Below are 20,610 nucleotides of genomic sequence, written 5' to 3'. Positions count from 1 at the left end.
GCTCGGCCAGCGCTCCACCGGATGGCTGTCAGTCGGCGAACCACCCGGACAGCGCTCAGTTGGCGATCGCTCGGCCAGCCTCGGTCGGCGACCGCTCGGCTGGCGAACCGCCGGACAGCGCTCAGTCTGCGAAACACCCAGCGAGCGCGCAGTTGGCGAACCGCTCAGTCGGCGCTCTGTCGGCGAACCGGAAGCTCAGCGCTCAGCCGGCGAATCCGGCAGGGTCGTGGCGGAACTCGCCGTTGATCACCGTGGCCAGCACAGTGAGATCCGAAATGCGTTCCACCGGCACCGCCCGCGGATCGTCGTCCAGCACGACGAAATCGGCCAGCTTGCCCGGTGTGATCGACCCGAGAACGTCGTCCTTCCCGCACGCATACGCCGCGCCCAACGTGTAAGCCACCAAAGCCTCGGTCACCGACACCGCCTCGTCCGGCCCCACCGCCAACCCACCCCGAGACCGCCGCTCGACCATGAACCTGATGCCCCGCAACGGACTCCCGTCCGCCACCGGCCGATCCGACGACCCGGCCACCACCACCCCCCGATCCAAGAACGACCGCCCCCGGTACAGCCAAGGCGCCCGCTCCGCCCCCATGATCGCCGAGTAATCATCCCCATAAGCCCACAGGAAACTCGGCTGCACCACCGGAATCACGCCCAGCGCCGCGATCCGGTCCAACTGATCCGGTCGCACGAGCCCGCAGTGCTCGATCCGGTGCCGCACACCAGGCCTGGGCACGAGGGTCTGCGCCTCCTCGATCACGTCCAGCGCGAAGTCGATCGCCCGGTCCCCGATCGCGTGCACGGCCAGCTGCCACCCGGCGGCGTGACCGTCGAGCAGCGCGGCGCGCATCGAGGAAGGCTCGTCCTGCCACTGCCCCACCCCGCCCACGGTGTACGGCGAGGTCAGGGCGGCTGTGCGGGCGATCATGCCGCCGTCGGTCCACAGCTTGAGCGCTCCGATGGACAGCCAGTCCGACCCCAGCCCGGTTCGGATGCCCAGCGGTAGCGCTCGGCGCAGGCCGTCCGACGGGTGGGCCGCCACCTCCCGCAGTTCCCACGCCGACACCATCAGCTGCACGCGGATCGGCAACGTGACCCCTTGATACGCCGCGATCTCCACCGGGCTGCTGCCGATGAGCCCTGCGCCCACGCCAGCCTCGGCGGCCAGCACGATCCCCTCGCGCAGGCACTGCTCGGCCCCCAGCCGCACGTCGGCGGCGATGTCGGCCACCGGGTACGGCAGGATCATCGCCCGCACGGCGGTCTGCGCGGCCTCCGCGAGGAACCCGTCCGAGTCGGAGCCCACGAGCGCCAGCACGTCGGTGCTCACCACGCACGCGTGCCCGGACACGTCCTGCACGTACACGCGCCGCCCCACCTCGTCGAGGTCGCGTGCGGTCAGGGGGCGGTCCAGCACGCGGTGGTCGTAGCCGGCCGCCTCCAGCCACTCGCCGCGCGGAACGCCCCGCAGCAGGTCCAGCACCTCGGCGACGGTCCGGCAACCCGACACGTCCGGCACGCGGGACGCCCGCCCGGCCCACGCCAGGTGGACGTGCGCGTCGACGAAACCGGGCAGGACGGTCGCGCCGCCCAGGTCCACCACGCGGCGGGCCGGGAGGTCGGTGTCCAGTGCCACGACCCGGCCGCCCCACACGCCCACCGAGGACGCGGACGGTCGGGTCGGGTCGAGGGTGACGAACCGGCCGCCGGTGAGCTTCAGGTCGAGGATCACCCGTGCAGGCTAGCGAACGGCAACTTAGGTTAGGGTTGGATAACTTAGGCGAGCCTAAACCGAGGAGGAGGCCCGATGCGGGTCGTCATGTTCGGCTACCAGACCTGGGGTCACCGGACGCTGCAAGCCCTGCTGGACTCCGAGCACGAGGTGGCACTGGTCGTCACGCACCCCAAGAGCGACCACGCCTACGAGCGGATCTGGAGCGACTCGGTCGCCGACCTCGCCACCGAGCACGGCGTCGAGGTCGTCATCCGCAACCGCCCGGACGACGACGAGCTGTTCCAGAAGCTCAAGGAGGTCGAGCCGGACGTCATCGTGGCCACCAACTGGCGCACGTGGATCCCGCCGCACATCTTCACCCTCCCCAAGCACGGCACCCTCAACGTGCACGACTCGCTGCTGCCCGCCTACGCGGGTTTCTCGCCGCTGATCTGGGCCCTGATCAACGACGAGAAGCAGGTCGGCGTCACCGCGCACATGATGGACGAGACCCTGGACGCGGGTGACATCGTCCTCCAGCGCGCCGTCCCGGTCGGCCCGCGCGACACCACCGCCGACCTGTTCCACAAGACCCTGGAGCTGTTCGGCCCCATCACCGTCGACGGCCTCGCCGAGATCGCCAAGGGCCGCACGGACTTCACCAAGCAGGACCGGTCCAAGGCCAGCTTCTTCCACAAGCGCGCGGAGGAGGACCTGCGCATCGACTGGACGTGGGAGGCCGAGGAACTCGACCGCCTGGTTCGCGCGCAGTGCGCCCCGTACCCCAGCGCGTTCTGCTTCCACAAGGGCAAGCGCTTGGAGATCGTCGAGGCGGACGTCTCAGAGGCCCGCTACGGCGGCACCCCCGGCCGCATCTTCTACCGCGAGGGCGACGGCGTGGCGATCGTGGCCGGCGCCGAAGCCCGCCGGGGCCGCAACCACGCCCTGCTGGTCAAGCGGGTCCGCACCGAGGACGGCCGCGAGCTGCCCGCCCAGGAGTACTTCCGGAACATGGGCGGCTACCTGACCAGGCACCCGTGACGGACCGGGGTGCCCGCCCCCGAACTGCGGGCACCCCTGTTTCCGAAACTGTTGCGCGGCAAGCTTTTCCCGTCACGCGGCCGTCTCATATCGCCCCCGGTGATCCGACCGTGACCGTGATCGCTGATCATTGGGCACATGAGCCGGAAGCGGTCGACGACGTGGGTCAGCGTGGTCGTGTTCCTCCTGTTGATCGTCATCGGGTACTACCTGACCCGCTACCAGGACAAGACCGTTCCACCGGCGCCCACGCCAACCGCCAACCCGCAGGAACCCGGGCAGGACTCGGCGGCCCGGTTGGCGGCCCTGACCATCGCCCCCGAGGGCAAGATGACCGGCTACAGCCGGGACCGCTTCCCGCACTGGAGCAGCCAGGGCAACTCCTGCGACACCCGGGAGATCGTGCTGCAACGACAGGGTGCGGACGTCCGCAACGACGACGAGTGCCGCGCCACGTCCGGCCGCTGGGTCAGCGTGTACGACGGGGAGACGATCACCGACGCGAGCAAGCTGGACATCGACCACACGGTCGCGTTGGCGGAGGCGTGGCGGTCGGGCGCCGACAAGTGGACCGACGAGGAGCGCCAGAAGTTCGCGAACGACCTGGGCGGCATCCAGCTGGTCGCCGTCTCCGCGACGAGCAACCGCGCGAAGGGCGACCAGGACCCGGCCAAGTGGAAGCCGCCGGTGCAGGGCTACTGGTGCACCTACGCGCTGAACTGGATCGCCGTGAAGACCACCTACAAGCTCACCATCGACCAGGCCGAGCACGACGCCCTGGCGTCCATGATCACCCAGTGCCCCAAGTAACTCAGGGGCGCAAGGACTGCAACTGGTCGACCAGATCGGTGTAGGCCTCGGTGCGCCGCACCCACGCCGCGGAGCCGTTGGCCGCCGACGGCGGGTCGCCCAGCGGGTCCACGGCGGTCCGGACGCCGTACTCCAGCCGGTAGGCGATCAGTCCAGTGGCCGCCCGCAGCCACGGGGACGGGTCGGGCGCGGTGATCTCGCCGACCCCGACCCGGAACCACACCGGGAGCCGCAGGTCCAGGGCCAGGGCGCGTTCCAGCCGCCGGGCCGCCGCGTCCCAGATCTCCTCGCGGGCCTTGTCGCCGGCGAGGATCGCCTGCTGGCGCCACGGTTCCTCGGCCGCCGCGCGGTCGGCCTCCAGGCGGGCGGCGGCGTCGAGGGCGCCGGGTTCGGTGGCGCCGATCTGCCAGTCCAGCTGGTGGACCTCGTGTTCCAGCGCGTCGCGTTCGAAGCGGGGCATGCGGCCCGAGGCCAAGCGGGCGGTGCCGGCGTCGCGGCGTTCCTTCAGGGCTTCGTACTCGGACACTTCCTGGCCCAGTTCCACGCGGACCGAGTCGGCAAGGACCTCCTGCTCGGCGTCCCACGCCGTGCGCAGCGCGGCCACGATGTCGCCGACCTCGCCGTCCAGCGCGTCGAGGTCACCGTCCGGGCCCGAGCCGGCCCCGGAGAGGCGGCGCTCCAGCACGAGCAGCCGCGCGCTGACCCGACCCAGTTCGGCGGTCAGCACCTGGGTGGTGGTGATCAGGTCGGCGACGGTCGGCTCGACCTCGTCGAGGCGCTCTTTCTCCGTGGGCACGCGGTCCAGCCAACCCCACGACGAGCGTCCCACCAGGCCCGCAGCCGAAAAACCACACAGATAAACGGCAACTTCCGCCCATCAGGGTCAACGAGCGACTACGCACAGCGACATGCGGGTAAAGGTCAGCCCAACGGTGTATGTCTAGAACATGTCGACATCAGTGCGCGAGACCGAACGCAAGTTCGAGGCGCCGACGGGCGCCTCCCTGCCGGAGCTGACCGACCTGCCTGGTGTCGCCGCGGCGGCGGGCCCGGAGGAGTTGACGCTGGAGGCGGTCTACTACGACACCGCCGACCTCCGACTGGCCCGCGCCGGCCTGACCCTGCGCCGCCGCACCGGTGGCGACGACGCGGGCTGGCACCTCAAGCTGCCCGTCGACGGTGACACCCGCGAAGAGGTGCGGTTGCCGCCGGGACGCGCGGCCAAGCACCCGCCCCGCGAGCTGGGTTCCCTGGTCCAGGTGCACGCCCGCGGCGGGGCGCTGTCGCCGGTCGCCCGCATTCGGACCAACCGCCGCCGCTGGCAGTTGGTGGACGACAAGGGCGAGCTGCTCGCCGAGGTCGTGGAGGACCTGGTGTCCGCGCAGGACGTCGTGGACGACTCGAACGTCGACTCGTGGCGCGAGATCGAGGTCGAGCTCGGCGACCGCGGGGACACCGCCCTGCTGGACCGGGTGGAGCGGCGCCTGAACGACGTGGGCATCCGCCGGTCGGCCTCGTCGGCGAAGCTCACGAAACTCCTGGCCACCCGCATCGCGCCGCACCCCGAGCCGGCCCGGGACGGCACCGCGGGCGCGGTCGTCCTGGCCTACCTGCGCGAGCAGGCGGACGCCCTCAAGGCCTACGACCCGAAGGTCCGCCGCCGCGAGGACGACGCCGTGCACCAGATGCGCGTGGCCACCCGCCGGATGCGCAGCGCCCTCCAGGCGTTCGGCCAGGTCGTGGCCCGCGACGAGACCCGCGCCCTCACCGACGAGCTGAAGTGGATCGCCGGCGTCCTCGGCGAGGCGCGCGACGCCGAGGTGCTGCGGACGACGTTCGAGTCGCACGTCGCCGACCTGCCCGGCGAGCTGGTGCTCGGCGCCATCCCCGCCCAGCTCACCCGCTACTTCGCGCCCCGGGAGGAGCAGGCCTACCAGGCCGCCGTGACCGCCCTGGACAGCCGCCGCTACTTCGACCTCCTCGACGCGGTGGACGCCCTGATCGCCGACCCGCCGTTCACACCGCTCGCCGCCGCCAAGGCGAAGAAGGTGCTGCCGGGTTTCGTGGACAAGGCCTACCGCCGGGTCAAGAAGGCCGCCGACAACGCCCACGACGACACCTCGCTGCACGAGGCCCGCAAGGCCGCCAAGCGGCTGCGGTATGCGGTGGAGACCGTCGAGCCGCTGTTCGGCAAGCGCGCCAAGAAGTACCGCAAGCGGCTCAAGAACCTCCAGACACTGCTCGGCGACCACCAGGACAGCGTCGTCGCACGGCCCGTGCTGCGGGAGCTCGGCGCACAGGCCCACCGCGACGGCGAGAACGGGTTCACCTTCGGCGTGCTGCACGCCCTGGAGACCGCGCGGGCCCAGCGGGTGGAGGAACGCTTCCCCACCGTCTGGGCGGACCTGGGACGTCCGAAGCTGCGGTGATTGGTCTGGACCTTGACACCCGAGACGGCCGGCTGGAACGGTGATCCCCGCCGCCGCTCGGGTGTTCAAGGCCGACCAGGAGGACCACCGTGCCCCGACTCGGAATACCGGCAAGAGCACTGGCCACCCTGCTGCTCGCGACCGCGGCCACGGCGGCGCCGGCCCACGCAGCAGTCCCGGAGACACCGTTGCAGCACATCGTTCCCGCCCCGGTCAGCGCCACCCCGAGACCGGGCACGACCTACCACCTGACCCCCGACACGCGCATCCACACCCACCCGGGATCCGCCGCCGCCAAGCAGGTCGGCGAGTACCTGGCAGGCGTGCTGCGCCCGTCCACCGGCTACCGACTGCCGGTCGTGCCCGGCGCGTCCGGCAAGGGCATCAGCCTGCTGCTCACCGGCGCCGACCCCCGCGTCGGCGACGAGGGCTACCACCTGGACGTGACCAAACGCGGCGTGGTGATCCGCGCGAAGACCCCAGCCGGCCTCTTCGCCGCCGTCCAGACGTTCCGCCAACTCCTCCCCGCGAAGATCGAGGCGAAATCCCGCCAACGCGGCCCGTGGACCGCCCCGGGCGGCACCGTGCTGGACTTCCCGCGCTACACCCACCGCGGCGCGATGCTCGACGTGGCAAGGCACTTCTTCTCCGTGGACGAGGTCAAGCGGTACATCGACCAGATCGCCCTGTACAAGATCAACAAACTGCACCTGCACCTGGCCGACGACCAGGGTTGGCGCCTGGAGATCAAGAGCTGGCCCCGCCTGGCCACCCACGGCGGCAGCACGGAGGTCGGCGGCGGCCCCGGCGGCTACTACACCCAGGAGCAGTACACGGACCTGGTCGCCTACGCGGCAGCGCGACACATCGAGGTGATCCCGGAAATCGACATGCCGGGCCACACCAACGCCGCCCTGTCCTCCTACGCCGAACTGAACTGCGACGGCGTAGCCCCGCCCCTGTACACGGGCATCGAGGTCGGCTTCAGCTCGTTGTGCATCAACAAGGACATCACCTACAAGTTCGTCGACGACGTCCTCCGCGAGGTCGCAGCCCTGACCCCGGGCAAGTACATCCACATCGGCGGCGACGAGGCCCACGCCACCACCGACCCCGACTTCATCGCCTTCATGAACAAGGTCCTGCCCCTGGTCGCCAAGCACGGCAAGCAGCCGGTCGGCTGGCACGAGTTCGTGAAGGCCACCCCACCCGCCACCGCCGTCCCGCAGTTCTGGGGTACCAAGACGGTCGCGGCGGACATGGTGGAGGCGGCCAAGCGCGGCAACAAGATCGTGCTGTCACCGGCCACCAAGGCCTACCTGGACATGAAGTACGACGAACACACCCCGCTGGGCCTGAGCTGGGCCGGCTACACCGACGTCCAGGACGCCTACGACTGGAACCCGGGCGCCTACATCGAGAACCTGCCGCCGGAAGCGGTCAAGGGCGTAGAAGCTCCACTGTGGACGGAGACCCTCACCAAGTCCGCAGACATCGAGTACATGGCCTTCCCCCGCCTGCCCGCAATCGCCGAACTGGCCTGGTCCCCGTGGAACACCCACAACTGGGACAACTTCAAAACCCGCCTGGCCGCCCAGGCCGACCGCTGGCACACCTTGGGCATCAACTACTACCCCTCCCCGCAGATCCCCTGGAAGAAGTAGCCGGACCGGGGAGGCGGCCCCACGCCGCCTCCCCGGCGCGCGGGGTCAGAAGAATCCCTGGGCATCCGGCGAGTAGCTGACCAGCAAGTTCTTGGTCTGCTGGTAGTGGTCGAGCATCACGCGGTGGTTCTCACGCCCAATGCCGGACTGCTTGTAGCCGCCGAAGGCCGCGTGCGCGGGGTAGGAGTGGTAGTTGTTCACCCACACCCGGCCGGCCTGGATCTCCCGCCCGGCCCGGTAAGCCACCCCGCCGTCCCGCGACCACACCCCGGCACCCAGCCCGTACAAGGTGTCGTTGGCCGTCTTCACGGCATCGTCGAAGTCGTCGAACCGGGCCACCGACACCACCGGCCCGAAGATCTCCTCCTGGAACACCCGCATCTTGTTGTCGCCCTCGAAGATCGTCGGCGTCACGTAGTACCCGCCCGACAGCGACCCGCCCAGGTCCGCCGGCTCGCCGCCGCACACCAGCCGCGCCCCCTCGGCCTTGCCGATCTCGATGTAGGACAACACCTTCTCCACCTGCTCGCGGCTGGCCTGCGCCCCGATCATCGTCTCGGTGTCCAGCGGGTCGCCCTGCTTGATCGCCTTCGTCCGTGCCACCGCATCGGCCAGGAACTCGTCGTAGATCGCACTCTGCACCAGCGCCCGCGACGGGCACGTGCACACCTCGCCCTGGTTGAGGGCGAACATGGTGAAGCCCTCCAGCGCCTTGTCGTAGAAGGCGTCCCGCCGCGCGGCGACGTCGGCGAAGAAGATGTTGGGGCTCTTGCCACCCAACTCCAGCGTCACCGGGATCAGGTTCTCGCTCGCGTACCGCATGATCAGCCGACCGGTCGAGGTCTCGCCGGTGAACGCGACCTTCGCGACCCGCCGGGACGACGCCAGCGGCTTGCCCGCCTCGACGCCGAACCCGTTCACGACGTTGACCACCCCGGGCGGCAGCAGGTCCGCGATGAGACCCATGAGCACGTGGATGGACGTGGGGGTCTGCTCGGCCGGCTTCAGCACGACTGCGTTGCCCGCCGCCAGCGCGGGCGCGAGCTTCCAGGTGGCCATGAGCAGCGGGAAGTTCCACGGGATGATCTGGCCGACCACGCCCAGCGGCTCGGGGAAGTGGTAGGCGACCAGGTCTTCGCTGATCTGCGAGATCCCGCCCTCCTGGGCCCGGATGACGCCCGCGAAGTAGCGGAAGTGGTCCGCGGCCAGCGGGAGGTCGGCGGCCAGCGTCTCGCGGACCGGTTTGCCGTTCTCCCAGGTCTCGGCGACCGCCAGCGCCTCCAGGTTGTCCTCGATGCGGTCGGCGATCTCGTTGAGCACGTTGGCCCGCTCGGCGGCCGACGTGCGGCCCCAGGCCCGCGCCGCGCCGTGGGCGGCGTCCAGCGCCCGGTCGACGTCCTCGGCGGTGCCGCGCGCGACCTCCGTGAACACCTCGCCGGTGACCGGGGTCGGGTTCTCGAAGTAGCCGCCCCGCGCGGGTGGCACGTACTCGCCGCCGATGAAGTGGTCGTACCGGTCGCGGTAGGTCACCACGCTGCCGGCCTGGCCGGGCGCCGCGTACTGGGTCATCTCCACTCGCCTCCCGCGTCGTCGCGTCGATCAACGGCCGAAACGTAGGAGGCGCGACGTTGCAGTCACGTTGCACCCGATCGGACCACTCGACCGCTTGCCGCGCCGCGCCGACGCGGGTCATCCTGGGTGGCCAGGAGGTTCCGCGATGCACCCCGACCCGCACCGGCTGTCCGCCCTCCACGAGGCCGCCCTGGACGGGTCGCCGACACACGCCGCACGCCCCGTGATCGTCGAGTCGTGGCGACGCTCCCTGGCCGCCCACGTCGACCCGGACTGCCACGAGCCCCCGGTGGTCCTCGCACCCGACGAGGTCGCGGACGTGCGCGCCGCCCACCCGCTGGCCCCGATGCTGCCGATGCTGCGCGAGACCCTGGTCGCCATCGCGGACGACGCCCGGCACGTCATGATCGTCACCGACGCGGACGGCCACATCCTGTGGTGCGAGGGCGCGCGGGACGTCCGCCGGCTCGCCGAGCGCTTCCGCCTCACCGAGGGCGCCCGGTGGAGCGAGGACGCCATCGGCACGAACGCGATGGGCACCGCGCTCGCCGTGGGCAGCCCGGTGACCGTGCACTCCGCCGAACACCTCGTGCGCACCTACCACGGCTGGACGTGCGCGGCGAGCCCCGTGCGCGACCCGGACACCGGCCGCACGCTCGGCGTCGTGGACGTCAGCGGACCGCTGACCAGCCTGCACCCGGCGACCGCCGCCCTGGTCAGCACGGCCGCGCGCTTGGTGGAGGCCCAGCTCAAGGTGGTCCTCGCGGCCCGCGACGAACGCCTCCGCGCGGCCGGCATGCGCCACCTCATCGCCCTGCGCGGCGAACCCGGCGCACTGCTCAGCCCGACCGGCCGCGTCCTGGCCGCCGACCCCCAGAACCTGCTCGGCCCCCGCGTCGACCTCGCCTCGACCACCCACCCCTCAACCGTCCACCTGGCAGACGGCCGCGAAGCCCTCCTCGAACCCCTGGACGAGGGCTACCTCCTCCGCATCCCACCCCGCACCACGAATCGCCCCACCCTGTCCCTCCGCTTCCTGGACGACCTGACAGCCACCCTGAACGGCCGCCCACTCCCCCTGTCCCTCAGACACGCCGAACTCCTGACCGCCCTGGCGCTGCACCCCCGAGGCCTGACCGCCGACCAACTGGCCCTGCACCTCTACGGCGAACGCGGCAACCCCACCACCATCCGCGCCGAACTCCACCGCCTGCGCGCCCAACTCGCGAACGTCCTCCAGACCAGGCCGTACCGCCTGTCGGCCACCCTCGACGCCGACTTCCTGACCGTCCGCCAAGCGATCCGCACCAACGACATCACCACCGCCGTCACCACCTACCGAGGCGACCTCCTCCCCCGCTCCGACGCCCCGGTCGTCTCCGACGAACGCGAAGACCTGGCAGCCACGATCCGCCGAGCCGTCCTGACCACCGACGACCCGGAAACCCTCTGGACCTTCGCCGCCACCACCAACGACATCGAGGTCCTCGAACGCCTCACCCACCTGCTCCCGCCCACGGACCCGAGACGCGACCTCGCCCACACCCGCCTGCGCCGCGCCCTCGCCTAACCTGGTGCGCATGGGGTTCTTCGCGCCCGGCGACACCGTCCTGCGCCGGGAAGTGCTGCACGGCAGGCCGTGGTCGGTCATGCCCACCCGGGTGATCGAGGACGGTCCCGACCTGCTGGCCGTCTTCGTCGTCCCCGGCACCGTCTTCGGCTACCCCGACCACCACTACGGGCACCCCTGGCTGACCAAGGGCAACACGCACTGGCGCGGCCACGGCAAGCTCCAACTCCACCGGCCCGGCGACGCCTACTCCGTCGAGCTGTTCTGGTCCGGTGAGGACCGCCGCTTCCAGGGCTGGTACCTCAACCTCCAGGACCCGTTCCGCCGCACCCCGCACGGCTTCGACACCCTCGACCACGCCCTGGACTACTGGCTCGACGCCGAGGGCCGCTGGGAGGAGCGCGACCGGGACGAGTTCGAGGACCAGGTCGTCGAGGGCAAGTACGACGCCGCCCAGGCCGACGCGATCCGCCGCACCGGCAAGGAGATCGCCGCCATGCTCGACGCGGGCAGCACGTGGTGGGACCCCGCGTGGGCCGGGTTCACCCCCGACCCGGACTGGCCGGTCCCCGTGCTCCCCGAGGGCTGGGAGGACTACCCGCTCGCATGAGGATCCAGCCCCTGACCCCGGACACCCTGGTCGCCGAACTGGTCGAGCGGATCGACGCGTTCCCCAGGAACACCTGGACCCGCGTGCTGGTCGACGGCGCGCCCCCGACCAGACCCAGCGCCCTCGCCGACTCGCTGGTGGACCCGCTGCGAGCCCTGGGCCGCCCGACGATGAGGGTGTCCGCGGCCGACTTCCTGCGCCCCGCCTCGATCCGCCTGGAGCACGGCCGCACCGACCCCGAGTCGTTCCGCACCACCTGGCTGGACGCGAACGGCCTGCTCAGGGAGGTCCTCGCCCCGCTGGACCCGGGCGGCACCGGCAAGGTCCTGCCGACGCTGTGGGACGCCGATCGCGACCGCGCCGGCCGCGCCGACTACGTGACCCTCCCGCCCGGCGGTGTCCTCCTCCTCGACGGCACGCTCCTGCTGGACAAGTGGCTGCCCGCCGAACTGACCGTGCACCTGTGGCTGTCCCGGAACGCGCTCCACCGCCAAACCCCCGAAGACGAGCACTGGACTCTCCCGGCGTACGAGGACTACGAGCCCCAAGCCGATGTGACGGTCCGCTACGACCACCCGACCCGGCCCGCGCTCGTGGGTACAGTGGGCTGAAAGACGAGAGGGGGCGTGATGTCCAGGCTGCACCTGCTGCTGGCGGGCCTGTTCGCGCTCACCCTCCTGCACTCCCCCGCCGAACTGGTGGCCGCCATCGCCGCCGTCGCCGTGGTGGTGCTGCTGCTCACCGCCGCGCCGGACGTGCAGGCCGCGCCGGCCTGGGTGCGGTCACTCTCCTTGCGGGACAAGGCCTTGCGCACGGCCTTCCTGCGCCTGCGCGACCCCGACGCCGCGGGTCGCCCTCGTCCGCGAGCACCGGGACTCGGCTGCTGATCAGCCGACGTCCCCGAAACTCGCACCAGACGGAGAAGAACCTTGTTCCACGCCTTGGGCTCTGCCCTGGCGGGCTTCGCCACGCCCGCCCTCGCCATCGTCCTGTTCACCGCGCTCGTCCGCCTGCTCATGCACCCGCTCACCCGCGCCGCCGTGCGCGGCGAGAAGGCGCGAGCCGCGCTCGCCCCGCAGCTCCGCGACCTCCAGGCCAAGCACGGCAAGGACCCGGTCAAGCTGCAAGAGCACACCATGAAGCTCTACAAGGACAACGGCACCTCGCTGTTCGCCGGGTGCCTGCCCGCGCTGGTGCAGGTGCCGTTCTTCATGGTCATGTACCGGCTCGTCACCACCCCGAACCCGCTGCTGGACGGCACGCTGTTCGGCACACCGCTGGGCACGCACTGGTTCGGCGAGTTCGGCCACAATCCCGTGTTCCTGGCGCTCTTCGCGGCCCTGACGGCGATCGCGTTCGCCACTTCGCGCTGGCAGGCGGCGGTCGCGGCCCGCAGCGGTGGCCCCCAGCTGCCGTTCGCGAAGGTGTTGCGGCTGCTGCCGTTCGGCACGGTGTTCATCGCGGCCGTGCTACCGCTGGCGGCCGGGGTGTACCTGCTCACCACGACCGCGTGGACCCTCGCCGAACGCGCCTACCTCTACCGCACGATCAAGGAACCGGTGCTGTCGTAGGTCTCACGCACAGCGGTGGTAGACCTCGCTGGCCAGGTCCGCGGCGTGCCGCATGGCCTGGGCGTGCAGCGCGGTCAGCGAGAGGACGTCGGCCTGTTCCTCCGGGTCGGCGTCCTCGCCGTCCAGGCGCTGCTCCGCCGTCGTGTAGACGACGCACTCGGCGGCCATGCTGAGCCGGCGCGCGAGGAAGGCCACCGCGGTCATGAGGTTCTCGGCTTCCTCCGCCGTGATCGGCACGACCCGCGACGGCGCCTGGTCGGCCAGCTCGTCCTCGGCGGCGCCCAGGTCGGGCGGCTCCGCGCGGTGCGCCAGACCGGTGTCCCACCGGCACGCCGCCTCGTGCAGTGACTCGATGAACGGCTCCCAGTCGATGTTCCGGTCCATTGCTCCGCTCGCCCTCCTGCTCGGCGTGTTACCCGTTCGGAGAGTGCCCGGTGAGCGCGGTGGACATGCGGGTTTTCCCGTTCGGGTGGAAAACCCGCGCGACCGGTTAGACCAGGGCTTCGAGGGGGTAAGACCCGTCCTTCAGTACGCCACCGCACGCTCCGCGTACTGCGGCGAGGGCACCACGCCCGCCGTGGAGGGGTAGGCGATCCGGTCGGGCACGCCGTCGGAGGTGTAGCGCTGGGCGGGGTTCGCGGCGAGCTTGTCCAGCCACACCGCCGAGCCGAACGCCGCGTCCTCGCCGGTCGCGTCCTGGGACCGGATGCGCGGGGTGTTCATCGGGTCGAAGTCGGCGGCGAACGGCGAGGGCGCCGGGTTCGAGCCGACCAGCAGCACGCACACGTAGTCGTAGGACGCGCCGTCCACGCCGCCCCGCATGGCCAGCACGGGTTCGCGCGGGCTCACGCCGAACGGCAGCGCCAGGCTCTTCACCTGGTACTGCGGCACGGCCTGCTGGATCTCGCGCTGGCCCTCGCCGATCGCCCGCTGCGCCCCGTCGGCCGACACCGAAGCGAGGTTCGTGTGGTACTGGGTGTGGTTGCCGATCTCGAAACCGTGGTCCCGCAACCACGGCAGCACACCGGAGCCGTCGGGCGAGCCGAAGGGCGCGGCGTTGACGTACATGCTCGCCACCGGCCGGAAACCGGGGTGCTTGGCGGCGACGTCGAGCAGGATCGCCACGGCGGTGCCGGGCGCGGGCTGACCGGAGGCGTCCAGCGCGAACTGGGTCGGGTCGCCGTCGTCGAAGGTCAGCACGACGGGGTGCTTGCCCGCCGGGAGGTCGATGCGGCCGGTCGCGTACTCCTCGGTGGTCACCGGCACGTAGTCCTCGGCGACCAGCCGCTCCAACTCGGCCCGGAACGCCTCCGGGGTCCGGTCGTACACCGACGTCGGCTGGGCGACCAGCCGGTGGTACATCAGGACCGGCACCTGCCCGAGCTCGTTGGCGCCCACCGCGGCCGGGTCCGGCGGCGGCGCGGACGACGTCGTGCCGGGCGTCGACGCGGCGGCGACCGGCGTGTTGGCGGGCTCCGGCTCCGCGGGCTCGGCGCACGCGGCGGTGACGAGCGCCAGGAGCGCGGCAACGGCCAGGACGGGTTTGGACGGCGGCGCGGTGCGGTTCACGTTTCCGCAAGGTACGCCGCCCGCGAAGGGGTCGTCTCCCGGTTTGACACATTCGGATGACATCTGGTTTACCTGCCCCTGGAGGCGGTATATCGCGCAGTGGTAATGCGCCGCGCTGATCGGAGTCGTCGATGTCGAATTCCACCCGAAAAACGAGAAGGGTTCTCGTCCCGGTGACCGCCGCTGTGGCGTTGTTGCTGGTCGCAGGCGTGATCACGACATTCGTGCACTATCGGCAGACCAGTCTGGCGGTCGCCGAACTGGCCGACGGTGGCGCCGTCACCCATTCGGGCTTCCAGCGCGTGGCCATCACCGCGACCGATCCGGGCGATCTCGATCGGGTGATTGTCGAGGTGGACGGCCGAACGGTCGAAGCGCGCCGCGGGGAAAAGGGGATGTCGTTGGTCGGACTGCAACTGGCCGATGGACCGCACACCCTGACCGTGCGCGCGCCCAACGCCCTGCCGTGGCTGCCGGACGCCGTGATCGAGCGCCGCTTCACCCTCGACAACACCCCGCCGAAGGTGTCCGTGGAGCAGGTGGACGCCAAGTCGCCGCGCGGTCCGCTGACCGTGCGCGGCGCCGTCGAGGGCGCGGACGAGGTGGTCGTCGGCGACCAGCGGGTGCCGGTGAAGGACGGCAAGTTCGAGGTGACGATGGAGGCGGTGCCCGCGTCCCTGCGCCTGGAGGCCAAGGACGCGGCGGGCAACTCCGGCCGGCACGAGATGGCGGTGAAGGTGCCGCACCCGGGCATGCGGGCGGTGCACATGAGCGCCGCGGCGTGGGTCACGGAGGAGCTGCGCGAGCCGGTGCTGGCGCTGGCCCGGGACAAGAAGATCGACGCCGTCCAGCTGGACATCAAGGACGAGAGCGGCGAGATCGGCTACGCCTCGCAGGTGCCGCTGGCGCAGCAGATCGGCGCGAGCAAGGGGTACTACGACGCCAAGGCGGCCCTGGACCAGTTGCACGGCATGGGGTTGCGGGTGGTCGGCCGGCTGGTCGCGTTCCGCGACCCGGTGCTGGGCAAGGCGTCCTGGGAGGCCGGTGCCCACGACCGGCTCGCGCGCAACAAGGGCGGCGGGCCGTGGACGCGGCACTACGGCGAGTACGCCTTCACCAACTTCGCCAACCCCGAGGTGCGCGAGTACAACATCGCCATCGCCAAGGAAGCGGCGTCGCTGGGCTTCGACGACATCCTGTACGACTACGTGCGGCGGCCCGACGGTCCCCTGGCGCAGATGGAGTTCGCCGGTCTCGGCGTTTCCCCCGAGCAGTCCATTGTGGACTTCCTGCGCGACTCGCGGGCGGCGGTCCGGCCGCACGGCGCGTACCTGGGCGCGTCGGTGTTCGGCATCGCCGCGCACAGCGGAACGGACATCGCCCAGGACATCCCGGCGCTGTCGGCGCACGTCGACTACGTCGCCCCGATGGTCTACCCGTCGCACTGGGGGCCGGGCGAGTACGGCGTGGACAACCCGGAGGGCAAGCCGTACGACATCGTGAAGGCGTCGATCGCGAACTTCGTCGAGCTGACCAAGGACACCGGGGCGACGGTCATCCCGTGGCTCCAGGCGTTCTCGCTCAAGCACCACTACGGCCCGGCCGAGGTGCAGGCGCAGGTCACGGCGTCGGCCGACGCCGGCGTGAAGTCGTTCCTGCTGTGGAACCCGGCGTGCCGCTACGACTCGGCGGGGCTGTAGCCGTGACCGGCACCGGCGAGGAGTTCGCACCGGGCTCGTTCAACCGCGAGTGGTGCGGCTACCAGCGGCGCGAGGTGGACGCGGCGATCCGGCAGCTCACCGAGCGGCTGGAGCAGCTGACCACCGACCGGGACGCGGCCCTGGCGACCGCGGACGACGTGACGCGCGAACTGGAGGCGGCCCGCGCGGAGCTGGCGGAGTACCGGATGCTGCACGCCGGCTACTCCAAGGAGAACACGGTGTCCGGGACGATCCGGTACCTGATGCACGTGGCCCGCCAGAAGGCGGAGAAGGAGGAGCAGGCCGCGCACGAGCGCAGCGAGGAGCTGCTCCGGCAGGCGCGGGAGATGGCCCAGCGGCAGGCCGTGCTGCTGGACGAGGCCGAGCAGGAGACGCAACGGCGGCTCGCGGAGGCCGACCGGCGGGCGCGGGAGATCGTGGAACACGCGGCGGCACAGGCGCGGGCGATCGCGGAGGACCTGCTGGAACGCCGCAGGGTGCTCGACCGGTGGTGCGCGGAACTGGACATCCCGGTGCCGCGCGAGGACACCGCCGTCGAGGACACCACCGTCGAGGAGGCCCCGGCACAACCCGCGGTGGACCTCACCGCGCCGGCGGCTCCCACAGCACCAGCCCAGCAGCCCGCACAGGCCCCACCGGCCGCTCCAGCGGCCTCGGCGGCTCCAGCCGCGGCCTCAGCGGCTCCAGTGGCAGGTGCGGCGGCGGCTCCGGCAGCGGGTGCGGCACAGGCGGCACAGGCGGCTCCAGCGACGGGTGCGGCGGCTCCGGCGATGGGTGCGCCCGCGCAGGCGGCTCCAGCGGCACCGGCGGCCTCCGCGGCGGACGGGTCGTGACCGGGCGGTTGGCGGTGGCGCACTACCTGGCGGGGCTCTCGCTGGCCGCCGCCACCGTCCTGGCCCTGGACACGCGCACCGTCCCGATGCACGTCACCGCCCACGGCCGCCCACCCACCGCCACCATGCCCACCTACTACACCGAGCCGCAGCGCGTACGGGGCTTCGGGGCCGACCTGCCGCCGGGCGCGCCCATCCCGGAACAGGGCACCGGCCGGTGGCGTGTCGTCCCGGGAAGCACGACCCCCACCGCAGGGGCCATCGCGTACACCGTCGAGGCCGAGGAGGGCATCACCCTGCGCGAGGGCGACCAGCCGTTCGCGGCCCAGGTGCACCACGCGCTGGTCCACCCGCGCGGCTGGCAGCGCAAGGGGTACGGGTTCCGGAGGGTCGACGCGGACCCGACCCTGCGGATCAGGCTCGCCGCCCAGAGCACCGCGCGGGAGGTGTGCGGGTTCGACCTGCCCTACGACACGTCGTGCCGGATCGGCGACACCGTCTACCTGAGCGCGCCCCGCTGGATCCGCGGCGCGCACACCTACGACAGCCTGACCGCCTACCGGTCCTACCTGGTCAACCACGAGGTCGGGCACTTCCTCGGGTTCGGCCACGAGCCGTGCCCCGAGCACGGCGCGCCCGCGCCGGTCATGATGCAGCAGACGCTGAGCACCGCGAACGACGAGCTGGCGGTGCTCAGCGGCGAGGTGCCGGCGGACGGCCGGACCTGCACGCCCAACCCGTGGCCGCGCTAGACCGCGACCTTCTCCGCGCGCAGCGGCGCGCCGGCCTCGTGCAGGAACTTCAGCACGTACCCGTACGAGGTGAACAGGCCGCACTCGGCGTAGGAGATCGACCGCTGCCGGCAGAAGTCGCGGACCAGGGCCTGCGCGTGGCGCAGGTGCGGGCGGGGCATGTTCGGGAACAGGTGGTGCTCGATCTGGTAGTTCAGGCCGCCCAGCAGGAAGTCGACGAACCGGCCGCCGGTGACGTTGCGGGAGGTCAGGACCTGCTTGCGGAGGAAGTCCAGCTGGTGGCCGGCGGTCAGCACCGGCATGCCCTTGTGGTTGGGCGCGAACGAGCACCCCATGTAGACGCCGAACAGCCCCTGGTGCACCGCGATGAACACCAGCGCCTTCACCGGCGACATGGACGTGAACACCAGCGTCAAGTACCCGATGGCGTGAACAACGAGCAGCGCCGCTTCCACTCGCCACGCCCGCACCTCGCGCCGCGCGACCGGCACCGCGCCGATGACGTGCAGGCTGAAGCCTTCGAGCAGCAGCAGCGGGAAGAACAGCCACGCCTGGTGCTTGACCACGAACCGGAAGAACCCGCGCTTGCGCTCGGCCTGCTCCAGGCTGAAGGCGAGCACGGCGATGTCGACGTCCGGGTCCTCGTCCTCGTGGTTGGGGTTGGCGTGGTGCCGGTTGTGCTTGCTCATCCACCAGCCGTAGCCCACGCCGATCAGCAGGTTGCCCAGCACCAGCCCGGTGACCGCGTTGGTCCGGTTGGTGGTGAACACCTGCTTGTGGCCGGCGTCGTGCCCGAGGAACGCGATCTGGGTGAACACGACCGCGAGGGCGACGGCGGGGACGAGCTGCCACCACGAGTCGCCGATGAGGACGACGGCGGCGCAGGTGGCCGCGAGGACGGCCACAGCCGCCACCAGGCACACCACGTAGTAGCCGGTCCGGCGGTCGAGCAGACCCGCCTGCTTCACCAGCCTGGACAGTTCGGCGAAATCACTGCCGCGCCGAGGCGACACATCGGTGCTCACGCTGCGCAGCCTAAGGGGCGTCCGGTGTCGGGCTCAGGTCAGCCTGAGTTGCAACTGGGCGAACAACCGGAGGAGCGGGTCGTCCAGGTCGAACCCACCCAACTCCGCGGCCCGCCGAACCCGGTAACGCAGCGTGTTCGGGTGGACGTGCAGCAGGGCGGCGGCCGTGCGCACGTCACCGAACGCGTCCAGGTAGGCCAGCAACGACCGGGCGAGGTCCGCGTCCAGCAGGTCCAGCCGCGGGTCCCGGATGCGCGGGTGCTCGGCCAACAGCGCCAGAACCTCGCTGACCAGCACCCGAGACCGCACGTCGGCCAACGTCGCCACGTCCGCGTCCAGGTCCCGAGCCATCGCGTCGAGCACCCGATCGGCCTCCACGCGGGCCACCACCACGTCCTCCATAGTCGCGACCGTCGACCCGATCGCCCCTTGCACCCGCAACCCCATGTGCTTGCGCGCGGCAGCCACGATCTCCTTGGTCAACGCCAACAACGGCGCCCCAGGTGGAAGGTCCGGCAACAACACATAGGTACGCCCCGACGCCTGACTGACCAGGGCACTGCGCCGGTAAGCCGCAGCGTGCACCGAGATCAGACTCGTCATCTCAGCCCGCCGCAGCTCGTGCTGGATGCGATCGGAGTGCTCCTGCCCCCGCAGCGCGAACACCACCACAGCAGCAGGCTTGTCCGGATCGGCCCCAATCTGCTCCGCCACGGAAACCGCATCCATCCGCCCGTCAAGCAGCGAAGCCAGCAGGTTCTCCCGAAACGCCGCCGTAGGCTCCCGCTGCTGCACAAGGTGAAGAGCAGTAACCCGAGCCGCCCCCAACAGGGCTCTCTCGGACTGCTCGGTCAGCGGCGTGGCCCCTTCCTGCACCCAAATCGTCCCCAACGGCTGACTACCGGCATGGATCCCCACAGCGATCCGCCGCCGAATCCCCAGCTCAGGCCGCTCATCAATCCGCACCACCTCCTCCCCCGACCGCAGCCGTTGATAAACCCCCCACTCCCGAAGCATCTTCAAATACGGCTCAGGCCCTTGCCGCCCCAAGATCGACAACCGCCGCAGCTCATCCACTTCATCGGACGACCGCGAGTAAGCCAACACCCGACTAGCCGTGTCCTCGATGCTGACAATCCCCCCGGTCAACGCCGCAATCGTCTGCGCCAACCCAAACAAATCCCCTAGAACTTCGGTAGCCCCCGCATCGGCAGTAAGCCGTGCAGTACTAACCACCCCGCGAGCCAACGACTCAAGCTGCTCCCACCGAACCTCAGGCCGAACCGCCAACAAGGCCACCCCAGCATCAGCCGCAGCCTGCCGCAACACAGGAGAAGGCAAATCCACCTTCACCGCCACCGCCGCACCCCCACCCACCCCAGCCGCCCGAACCAAGGGCAGAGCGGCCCGCCCCCGAGCCCCGATCACGAGGGCAAGGTCCCCAGGCCGAACATCAGGCACGTCATCGGGATCAAGGATGACAACGTCATGCACCTCAACCTCCAACCCATGCGGCGCCACCTGCACCTCCACCAACGGATCCCCAAGCGCCATCAAAACCTGCCGCAAACTCACACCCACCACTCCCAACCACCTCCAACCGCACCCGACACACGCCCACCCGACTGCCGCACACCACGCTTTTTACGAAGCTGCCGCACGGCACACCTCTGCCTGGGCTTCTTGCTTGTGTCATCCCCGTATGGCCTGCCCGAAGGGCTAC

General features: G+C 70.9%; 19 protein-coding genes. 12 read left to right on the top strand and 7 right to left on the bottom strand.

Features of this window, described 5'->3' with window-relative positions:
- Positions 1–202: 202 nt before the first annotated feature.
- Positions 203–1,738, bottom strand: a complete 1,536-nt coding sequence (locus WBN91_RS23710; RefSeq protein WP_337726358.1) for an amidohydrolase — start codon at positions 1,736–1,738, stop codon at positions 203–205.
- A gap of 75 nt (positions 1,739–1,813) precedes the next feature.
- On the opposite strand from WBN91_RS23710, the gene WBN91_RS23705 reads away from it, so the two are divergent.
- Positions 1,814–2,761, top strand: coding sequence for a methionyl-tRNA formyltransferase (locus WBN91_RS23705; RefSeq protein ID WP_337726359.1), 948 nt, complete (start codon positions 1,814–1,816; stop codon positions 2,759–2,761).
- 138 nt (positions 2,762–2,899) lie between these two features.
- Positions 2,900–3,571 (top strand): HNH endonuclease family protein, encoded by a 672-nt coding sequence (locus tag WBN91_RS23700; protein ID WP_337726360.1) that lies wholly within the window; start codon positions 2,900–2,902, stop codon positions 3,569–3,571.
- Between the two features lies 1 nt (position 3,572).
- Here WBN91_RS23700 and WBN91_RS23695 read toward each other — a convergent pair whose 3' ends face one another.
- Positions 3,573–4,367: a hypothetical protein gene (locus WBN91_RS23695; RefSeq protein WP_337726361.1), complete on the bottom strand. Its 795-nt coding sequence runs from the start codon at positions 4,365–4,367 to the stop codon at positions 3,573–3,575.
- Between the two features lie 151 nt (positions 4,368–4,518).
- Here WBN91_RS23695 and WBN91_RS23690 point away from each other — a divergent pair, with 151 nt between their 5' ends.
- Together WBN91_RS23690 and WBN91_RS23685 are read left to right on the top strand one after the other, a co-directional pair.
- The gene (locus WBN91_RS23690) at positions 4,519–6,000 is read left to right on the top strand and encodes a CYTH and CHAD domain-containing protein (protein WP_337726362.1); all 1,482 of its coding nucleotides are present in this window, start codon (positions 4,519–4,521) and stop codon (positions 5,998–6,000) included.
- An 89-nt stretch (positions 6,001–6,089) separates the two neighbouring features.
- Positions 6,090–7,664, top strand: coding sequence for a beta-N-acetylhexosaminidase (locus WBN91_RS23685; RefSeq protein ID WP_337726363.1), 1,575 nt, complete (start codon positions 6,090–6,092; stop codon positions 7,662–7,664).
- Positions 7,665–7,709: 45 nt separating this feature from the next.
- On the opposite strand, the gene exaC is transcribed toward WBN91_RS23685, so the two are convergent.
- On the bottom strand, positions 7,710–9,233 hold the full coding sequence (exaC, locus tag WBN91_RS23680) for an acetaldehyde dehydrogenase ExaC (RefSeq protein WP_337726364.1): 1,524 nt from the start codon (positions 9,231–9,233) through the stop codon (positions 7,710–7,712).
- 148 nt (positions 9,234–9,381) lie between these two features.
- On the opposite strand from exaC, the gene WBN91_RS23675 reads away from it, so the two are divergent.
- The 5 genes from WBN91_RS23675 to WBN91_RS23655 are packed head-to-tail and all read left to right on the top strand — an operon-like array spanning position 9,382 to position 12,987.
- Positions 9,382–10,806, top strand: coding sequence for a GAF domain-containing protein (locus WBN91_RS23675; protein ID WP_337726365.1), 1,425 nt, complete (start codon positions 9,382–9,384; stop codon positions 10,804–10,806).
- 10 nt (positions 10,807–10,816) lie between these two features.
- Positions 10,817–11,416: a DUF402 domain-containing protein gene (locus WBN91_RS23670; RefSeq protein ID WP_337726366.1), complete on the top strand. Its 600-nt coding sequence runs from the start codon at positions 10,817–10,819 to the stop codon at positions 11,414–11,416.
- Positions 11,413–12,027 (top strand): uridine kinase, encoded by a 615-nt coding sequence (locus WBN91_RS23665; RefSeq protein ID WP_337726367.1) that lies wholly within the window; start codon positions 11,413–11,415, stop codon positions 12,025–12,027. The genes WBN91_RS23670 and WBN91_RS23665 overlap by 4 nt, the downstream gene beginning before the upstream one ends.
- A gap of 18 nt (positions 12,028–12,045) precedes the next feature.
- Positions 12,046–12,303, top strand: coding sequence for a DUF6412 domain-containing protein (locus tag WBN91_RS23660; RefSeq protein WP_337726368.1), 258 nt, complete (start codon positions 12,046–12,048; stop codon positions 12,301–12,303).
- A gap of 42 nt (positions 12,304–12,345) precedes the next feature.
- Positions 12,346–12,987 carry a YidC/Oxa1 family membrane protein insertase gene (locus WBN91_RS23655; RefSeq protein WP_337726369.1) on the top strand — a complete coding sequence of 214 codons (642 nt, stop codon included), beginning with the start codon at positions 12,346–12,348 and terminating at the stop codon, positions 12,985–12,987.
- A 3-nt stretch (positions 12,988–12,990) separates the two neighbouring features.
- Here WBN91_RS23655 and WBN91_RS23650 read toward each other — a convergent pair whose 3' ends face one another.
- Together WBN91_RS23650 and WBN91_RS23645 are read right to left on the bottom strand one after the other, a co-directional pair.
- Positions 12,991–13,371 carry a hypothetical protein gene (locus WBN91_RS23650; protein WP_337726370.1) on the bottom strand — a complete coding sequence of 127 codons (381 nt, stop codon included), beginning with the start codon at positions 13,369–13,371 and terminating at the stop codon, positions 12,991–12,993.
- A gap of 141 nt (positions 13,372–13,512) precedes the next feature.
- On the bottom strand, positions 13,513–14,556 hold the full coding sequence (locus WBN91_RS23645) for a polysaccharide deacetylase family protein (RefSeq protein ID WP_337726371.1): 1,044 nt from the start codon (positions 14,554–14,556) through the stop codon (positions 13,513–13,515).
- Positions 14,557–14,729: 173 nt separating this feature from the next.
- Here WBN91_RS23645 and WBN91_RS23640 point away from each other — a divergent pair, with 173 nt between their 5' ends.
- The 3 genes from WBN91_RS23640 to WBN91_RS23630 are packed head-to-tail and all read left to right on the top strand — an operon-like array spanning position 14,730 to position 17,862.
- Positions 14,730–16,256, top strand: a complete 1,527-nt coding sequence (locus WBN91_RS23640) for a putative glycoside hydrolase (RefSeq protein WP_337726372.1) — start codon at positions 14,730–14,732, stop codon at positions 16,254–16,256.
- Positions 16,229–17,110: a hypothetical protein gene (locus tag WBN91_RS23635; protein ID WP_337729402.1), complete on the top strand. Its 882-nt coding sequence runs from the start codon at positions 16,229–16,231 to the stop codon at positions 17,108–17,110. Before WBN91_RS23640 ends, WBN91_RS23635 begins: the two co-directional genes overlap by 28 nt.
- A complete protein-coding gene (locus WBN91_RS23630; RefSeq protein ID WP_337726374.1) occupies positions 17,107–17,862 on the top strand; it encodes a DUF3152 domain-containing protein in 756 nt (251 codons plus the stop codon). Before WBN91_RS23635 ends, WBN91_RS23630 begins: the two co-directional genes overlap by 4 nt.
- On the opposite strand, the gene WBN91_RS23625 is transcribed toward WBN91_RS23630, so the two are convergent.
- Both WBN91_RS23625 and WBN91_RS23620 read right to left on the bottom strand, forming a co-directional pair.
- Complete coding sequence (locus WBN91_RS23625; RefSeq protein WP_443217784.1) at positions 17,859–18,896, bottom strand: fatty acid desaturase family protein; 1,038 nt, start codon at positions 18,894–18,896, stop codon at positions 17,859–17,861. The two genes, WBN91_RS23630 and WBN91_RS23625, sit on opposite strands and share 4 nt — an antisense overlap.
- Positions 18,897–18,920: 24 nt before the next feature.
- Positions 18,921–20,441: a PucR family transcriptional regulator gene (locus WBN91_RS23620; RefSeq protein WP_337726377.1), complete on the bottom strand. Its 1,521-nt coding sequence runs from the start codon at positions 20,439–20,441 to the stop codon at positions 18,921–18,923.
- Between the last annotated feature and the right edge of the window lie 169 nt (positions 20,442–20,610).

Source organism: Saccharothrix sp. CCNWYY140 (assembly GCF_037401995.1).
Taxonomy (GTDB): domain Bacteria; phylum Actinomycetota; class Actinomycetes; order Mycobacteriales; family Pseudonocardiaceae; genus Actinosynnema.
Note: the sequence above shows the minus strand (reverse complement) of the source record. Positions and strands in the feature narration are given on the sequence as shown.

Excerpts from the sequence above, each read along its gene's own strand:
- WBN91_RS23705 (WP_337726359.1), top strand. The coding sequence starts at position 1,814 with ATGCGGGTCGTCATGTTCGGCTACCAGACCTGGGGTCACCGGACGCTG.
- WBN91_RS23700 (WP_337726360.1), top strand. The coding sequence starts at position 2,900 with ATGAGCCGGAAGCGGTCGACGACGTGGGTCAGCGTGGTCGTGTTCCTC.
- WBN91_RS23690 (WP_337726362.1), top strand. The coding sequence starts at position 4,519 with ATGTCGACATCAGTGCGCGAGACCGAACGCAAGTTCGAGGCGCCGACG.
- exaC (WP_337726364.1), bottom strand. The coding sequence starts at position 9,233 with ATGACCCAGTACGCGGCGCCCGGCCAGGCCGGCAGCGTGGTGACCTAC.
- WBN91_RS23675 (WP_337726365.1), top strand. The coding sequence starts at position 9,382 with ATGCACCCCGACCCGCACCGGCTGTCCGCCCTCCACGAGGCCGCCCTG.
- WBN91_RS23670 (WP_337726366.1), top strand. The coding sequence starts at position 10,817 with ATGGGGTTCTTCGCGCCCGGCGACACCGTCCTGCGCCGGGAAGTGCTG.
- WBN91_RS23665 (WP_337726367.1), top strand. The coding sequence starts at position 11,413 with ATGAGGATCCAGCCCCTGACCCCGGACACCCTGGTCGCCGAACTGGTC.
- WBN91_RS23660 (WP_337726368.1), top strand. The coding sequence starts at position 12,046 with ATGTCCAGGCTGCACCTGCTGCTGGCGGGCCTGTTCGCGCTCACCCTC.
- WBN91_RS23650 (WP_337726370.1), bottom strand. The coding sequence starts at position 13,371 with ATGGACCGGAACATCGACTGGGAGCCGTTCATCGAGTCACTGCACGAG.
- WBN91_RS23620 (WP_337726377.1), bottom strand. The coding sequence starts at position 20,441 with ATGGCGCTTGGGGATCCGTTGGTGGAGGTGCAGGTGGCGCCGCATGGG.